Here is a 5,959-nt window from a genome sequence, read left to right on the forward strand (position 1 = left end):
TAATGCTTTAAATCAGCTTTAACTTCATGAATTTTAGAAAGTGGGATATCTTTATTAATATAAGCATTTCTACTCATATTACTATTTTAGTCACATTTAATATAAATATTTTTTGTCTAAAACTATAATAAAAACAATTGTATTTAATACATAAATTATTATGATATATAAACTTAATGTCAATTTTATTGAGTTTTAAGAATTAGTTATTTTATTTTTTAGAAAGTAATTATTCTTTTTATATAAAGCATACCATATATAAACTTGAAAATAATGAATTTCTTTGATTGAAATAACAGCAATTATTTGTTATATTGGATGGATGTTTTTATCTTTTGATTAACTCACTAAATTTAGCAACCTCATTTTTTAATTCTCTAAGTTCATTATTAGACTTTTCTAATTCTGATTTAATATTATTAAGTTCAGATTCTAACTCATTATTTTCTTTAGCTAAGAAATTATCTGTTAAATATGATGAAATAGCACCAGTAATTGTACTAAATATAAATATGCCCATAATAATTAAAATTAATGAAATGATTTTTTCAGTGACTGTTATTGGAGTAATATCTCCATATCCAACTGTTGTTATTGTCACTACAACAAAGTATAAACTATCAAATAAATTAAAATTAGGTCCAAATAAGTATAATAGTACTGTAAATATTAGTACGGTAATCATTATTCCACTTAAAATTCTGTCTAAATGACTTCTTTTTAAGAATTTGTTAATGTCTTTTAAAAATTTTTTAAACAATACTACAACACGAAGTAATTTTAATAATCTAATTAATCTTATGAAACGAATAGTGCTAAATATAGAAGGTAATATTAAATCAAAGGGTATTGAAGCAATTAGATCTAACCAATTATTTTTTATGAATATTTTCTTTGATTTGGATATGTAAAATTTTATAGAAAATTCAGTGAGTAATATAGTACATACAATTAAATCAAATACATGAATATTATATGCAATATTTGGTGATACATTAAAAATTATTTCATACAATATTAGAATAATGTCTATAATTATTATAATATTTAAACTAATGTAAATGGAGTAAAGAATTTTAGGATTCATAGTATCTTTCAATTTTTAACACATTATTTGTGAGGGTATTATTATAGCAGAGCCTTACATATAATAAATTGATATTCCTTTATTAAGTATGTATGTTCAATATATTAATACATTACTTGAAACAAGTATTGTTCAAAAAAAATTAGATAATTATTATTAAAATATTCTTTATTTGAACAATCATTATTTTTTAAAGTGTCTGGTGATTTTATTGAATGAATATATTAAAAGCTTAGAAAATGAATTTTCTTTAATAAAAAAAGAGTATTAGCTGATTTCAAATCTAATAATAAAGATTTTATAAAAGAATTATCATACTTAGCTTATAGTTAGATGGGTATCAACTAAGAATGTATGATGTTTTCCAATTTGGTTATTTTATCTAAAGATAAAGAAATTTTGAGGTTTATGAAAAAGGGGAAATCTCTAAAGATGATAATTGGAGAGTTCAAAGTCTTAGCAAAGTCTTTTGATGAGTTTTGTAAAAATACAGACTCTTTGAAATCATTGCCAATCGTTGATGAATGGTTGGAGAATACTAATCCCGATAAGAGAAGAGCAGTAACAGAAGGTTTGAGAATATGGACAAATAGACCTATTTCAAAGAACATCCAAAAGAGGCAATTAAAAGATTATCTATCTGTTGGCAATGTTTTGAGGGATATAAGTAAAAAATATCCTGAACATGTTGAAAATGAGCTAAGTACTTGGAACTTAGATAATAAAAAAAACAAACAAGTTTATTAAAAGTGCATTTTACAAAAGTGAAGGGAATATTATCTTCAAAGTTGAATGAATTTATTTAGAGGTTGTACAAATGGTGTATATATTGTGATTCAAGAAGTAACTGCTATAGGATTAATCATAAATTTGAAGATAATAAAAACAATTACAGATTAATGAGAATTTTACGAAGACAATTAAAACAAAAAAAGTAAAAATAATAGAACTTTAATTCTATTATATTATTCTCTAATTCTTTATAATGGTATATCCTTTTTATTAAAATATATCCAACTTAATAGAAAGCCTATTATGAGTGTTGCAATGATTATTAATATAGGTAATGTAGTTCCATAGCTATATTCACTTATTTTTCCAGATACTAATAAATATGGAGATAACCATGGTGAAAGAGGAGCAAATTCTTGTTCAAATAGTAGTGAATTAGAAATAAAAATAAATGATCCGCCAATTACGGTTGGAACCACGTTTTTAAATATTAATGAAATAAAAACAAATGGAGACATTGATAAAAATAAAATAGCTGATCCAAGCATATATTGATAAAACATTTTCATTATAATATTTAAAGAAACCTCACTTACTCCTCCAATCAAAGCAAAAACAATACTAGCTAAAAATGCCACTAAAGTAACAATTAAAATCCAAATAAAACTCATTAAGTATTTTCCAACTAGATATTTAGTTCTTGAAATTGAAAAAGTCAGTATTGATTTTAATGTGTGCTCATTATATTCACGAGTAATTAAATATCCTATAATTAAACAAAAAAGCATTACAACAAATAATCCAAGGAAGAGGAAATTTATTTCAGATAAAAAAGATTGAAGAGTTATTATATCTTCAGGATAATTAGCTTTACGATATAAAAGTCCCAAAAACATCATTGATGGAACAGCTATAGCTCCAAGCAATGTTAATAAAAATATCTTTGAATGTTTTAACTTTAAAAATTCAACTTCAATAAAATTAAACATTTTTTCACCTTTTTTATTAAATAGAATTTTCACCAACTAAGTTAATGAAATATTCCTCTAAATTTTCCTCAATTAAATTTATTTTATTTACTTTAAGACCATTTTTTACAAAAAGAGAGTTAATATCAGATCTTAATTCAAAATTATTTAATAAATAAATGCTATTTTCATCTTGAATTGATTTAAAATCTCTATTTTCTCTAAGTCCCTCTTCTTCTAAAATCTTTTTAGCTATAGCTAAATTGGAAACTTCAAAATCAACATATTTACCTATTTTTAAATGAAGTTCTTCTTTATTAACTTCTTCAATTAATTTTCCATTATCCATAATAGCAATCACATCAGCAATTTGTTCTATTTCACTTAATATATGACTTGAAATTAATATTGTCAAATTATAATCATCTATTAGTGATCTTAATAAATTTCTAATTTCAAGAATTCCAATAGGATCTAAACCGTTTACTGGTTCATCTAATATCAAAATATCTGGGTTATGAATTAAAGCTGCTGCTATTCCTAGCCTTTGTTTCATTCCTAATGAATAATGTTTAAATCTTTTATTTTTTTCTTCATATAATGAAACTATTTTTAATGCGTTTATAATGCTATTTTTATTATAGTTTCCTCTTAACTTAGAAAATGCTTTTAAATTTTCTTCACCAGTGAGATTTTCATAAAATCCTGGAGTTTCTATTATGGATCCTATTCTTGAATAGATTTTGTTTGAACTCTTTTTAACATTTTTACCAAAAAGGAAAATTTCACCAGAATTACTATTTGAAAGATTTAAAAGCATACACATTGTAGTTGTTTTTCCTGCTCCATTTTTTCCTAAAAGTCCGTATATTTTTCCTTTTTCTATTTTCATATTTATTGAGTCTACTGCTAGGTTTTTTCCAAATTTTTTAGTTAAATTTTTAGTTTCAATAATATATTCACTCATTTTATTTCTCCCAACATATTTTTGTAAAATATATGTTACATATGTAAAAATTATATTACATAATATATAAATCTTTCCCTAGACATGATCATTTAAATCTTATTAAAAGCAGATAAAGCTATGGTTCTTTCTGTAAAAATCACAAGAAAAGGAGTGACTATAAGGTTTCTTATTATAGCTACAAAGCTCATATGAGGAATATTTTCACCAGTAATAAATGTTTTAATTAACAAATACTCAATAAGCATAGCTAATATATAAACTATAATTATTCTACCTATTCCAATTCTTTTTAATAAACTATATAATTCTCTGAAATGAAAAGCATATCTTAATTTTCCATCATGTTTAGCTAAATTAATTAATGAAACGAATAATAATAAAAAAATAAAACCAATGACGATAATAGCTAAAATAATACCTATTAAAGAAGATTCTGGAATAGAATGAATCATTGAAATTAATAAAAATGAAACAATTAACATTAATGTAAAATAAAAAGCATAAACAATAGTATCTTTTATTCCATGAATAATTAATTCTTTAAAATTTCTAAAAATAGGAGGTTTTGTTGATCCTTGTAATGTTTGCTCAATTATTTTAAAGGAATATCCCATTTCAATTAATGATAATATAGTTATTGCAACCCACATAATTATGTTAATATCACGATTAAAATTATTCAATATAGATAAAAATGTTAATATAATTCCTAAAATTACTATAGCTACCCAGTCAGATATTGTATATTTAAATGAATTTAAAAATATTTCTTTAATTGATAGAGATTTCATAATATAATATGTTACCTTAAATAAAATAAATTTAATGTTTAATAACTAATTATAAAATATTTAGAAAATAAGGATTTTAAAACAAAATAAATTATAGGGTGTTGAAGGGAAAATCTTCAGATATTCGTATGAATGTTCTTTTAAGTTTATATGGGGGATAAGAATATTACTGATGATTATAATAAAAAGTCAATAAATTTAACATCATTATAAAATAAAAATAAGAGCTAAAACTTGACAGTGAAAAATAGTTTTTTTATTATTATTAAAATTTTAATGAATTCTTAAAATTTCATCTACTTTTTTTCATTCATTAAAGTGTTGGCAGAAATTATTGAGTTTTAATCAATGTTCATTTTTTATCTGTTTTTATATTATTTTTTTAAATAGAGTTCATTTCTATAATTTATTTTTTTTCATGTGAGTTTCGCTTCTTTTTTTTAATTTAATAACTAAATACAAAATTATTTTTAATGAATATATATCATTTTTATTAGTTTATTATATTGCTTGTTAATAATTTATTATTCTTAATTAAAGTTATTAAAATCTATTTATATTAGAAAATACAAATATTTATGTAGTTATAATTGATTTTATAATTTTTTGAATTGAATTTTTGTGTTTTGGTTATTATGGTGGTGAATTGTTATATTTTGAATGATTTTTAGTAAAGGATGATGTGAAAATGGAAGAAGAATTTAAAGTTATGTATTTGGCTTCAATTATTGTGGGATGGTGCTTTGGATTACTTTAAAATTAAACGTGTAAGTGGGTAAACCTCCTTATAATACTTTAAAAGTATGGTAAAGCTAATTTTTTTATGGTAGTATTAATAAAATTACTGGTTCTATGGAGTTAGCTATAAAATGCTAGGTTTATAATGTTTTGTAATAAATATATTTTCTAATGGGATTGAACCTAGTGATAGGACAATTATTGGATTATAAATGTTTGTTTTCAACAAAACTATCAATTGATAATATGGCTTTTATTCTTATCGTGGCTAATAGGTTTAGGTTTTAACTGATTTTGAACATATATTCAATTGAATTAGTTTATTCGTAATTATGATAATGTAAAAAAAATGTGAATATTCAGAACATGTTATACTCAAAATCACAGAACAATAACACGGATATCTCAACGAAGTCTCCTACAAAACTGAATGCTTAATGTCTTCAAAAGAAAGAATAGAAGAATATAAATTTTAAATAGTTTTTCCATCAATTTTAAGTCCAAAATCCAAAATGTTTAAATGTATATGAATTCGAATAATAATAATATAGTTTTTCTCGAAAAGTTTATACCATATAAATTACAAATTAATATTCATGGTAAAAAATAGCAAAAAAATTGAAGGACATCTTGAATTGGATGAAATTAAAGAGGTTATGAAAGAATATAAAGA

Annotated in this window: 5 protein-coding genes; 1 reads left to right on the plus strand and 4 read right to left on the minus strand. The window is 22.4% G+C overall.

The annotated features are described in order from the left end of the window. Positions 1-328: 328 nt before the first annotated feature. A complete protein-coding gene (locus MBORA_RS08185) occupies positions 329-1,087 on the minus strand; it encodes a potassium channel family protein (protein WP_042692249.1) in 759 nt (252 codons plus the stop codon). Positions 1,088-1,519: 432 nt separating this feature from the next. Here MBORA_RS08185 and MBORA_RS11000 point away from each other — a divergent pair, with 432 nt between their 5' ends. Beyond that, positions 1,520-1,834, plus strand: coding sequence for a hypothetical protein (locus tag MBORA_RS11000; RefSeq protein ID WP_198643708.1), 315 nt, complete (start codon positions 1,520-1,522; stop codon positions 1,832-1,834). A 233-nt stretch (positions 1,835-2,067) separates the two neighbouring features. Here the strand turns inward: MBORA_RS11000 and MBORA_RS08195 are convergent, their stop codons facing one another. The 3 genes from MBORA_RS08195 to MBORA_RS08205 all read right to left on the minus strand — a co-directional run bounded on the left by MBORA_RS08195 (position 2,068) and on the right by MBORA_RS08205 (position 4,548). Beyond that, complete coding sequence (locus MBORA_RS08195; protein WP_042693181.1) at positions 2,068-2,808, minus strand: ABC transporter permease; 741 nt, start codon at positions 2,806-2,808, stop codon at positions 2,068-2,070. Between the two features lie 16 nt (positions 2,809-2,824). After that, on the minus strand, positions 2,825-3,754 hold the full coding sequence (locus MBORA_RS08200) for an ABC transporter ATP-binding protein (protein ID WP_063720530.1): 930 nt from the start codon (positions 3,752-3,754) through the stop codon (positions 2,825-2,827). 92 nt (positions 3,755-3,846) lie between these two features. After that, on the minus strand, positions 3,847-4,548 hold the full coding sequence (locus MBORA_RS08205) for a DUF4013 domain-containing protein (RefSeq protein WP_042692246.1): 702 nt from the start codon (positions 4,546-4,548) through the stop codon (positions 3,847-3,849). Positions 4,549-5,959: the final 1,411 nt, after the last annotated feature.

The sequence above is a fragment of the Methanobrevibacter oralis genome (assembly GCF_001639275.1).
Taxonomy (GTDB): domain Archaea; phylum Methanobacteriota; class Methanobacteria; order Methanobacteriales; family Methanobacteriaceae; genus Methanocatella; species Methanocatella oralis.

Excerpts from the sequence above, each read along its gene's own strand:
- MBORA_RS11000 (WP_198643708.1), top strand. The coding sequence starts at position 1,520 with ATGATAATTGGAGAGTTCAAAGTCTTAGCAAAGTCTTTTGATGAGTTT.
- MBORA_RS08185 (WP_042692249.1), bottom strand. The coding sequence starts at position 1,087 with ATGAATCCTAAAATTCTTTACTCCATTTACATTAGTTTAAATATTATA.
- MBORA_RS08205 (WP_042692246.1), bottom strand. The coding sequence starts at position 4,548 with ATGAAATCTCTATCAATTAAAGAAATATTTTTAAATTCATTTAAATAT.
- MBORA_RS08195 (WP_042693181.1), bottom strand. The coding sequence starts at position 2,808 with ATGTTTAATTTTATTGAAGTTGAATTTTTAAAGTTAAAACATTCAAAG.
- MBORA_RS08200 (WP_063720530.1), bottom strand. The coding sequence starts at position 3,754 with ATGAGTGAATATATTATTGAAACTAAAAATTTAACTAAAAAATTTGGA.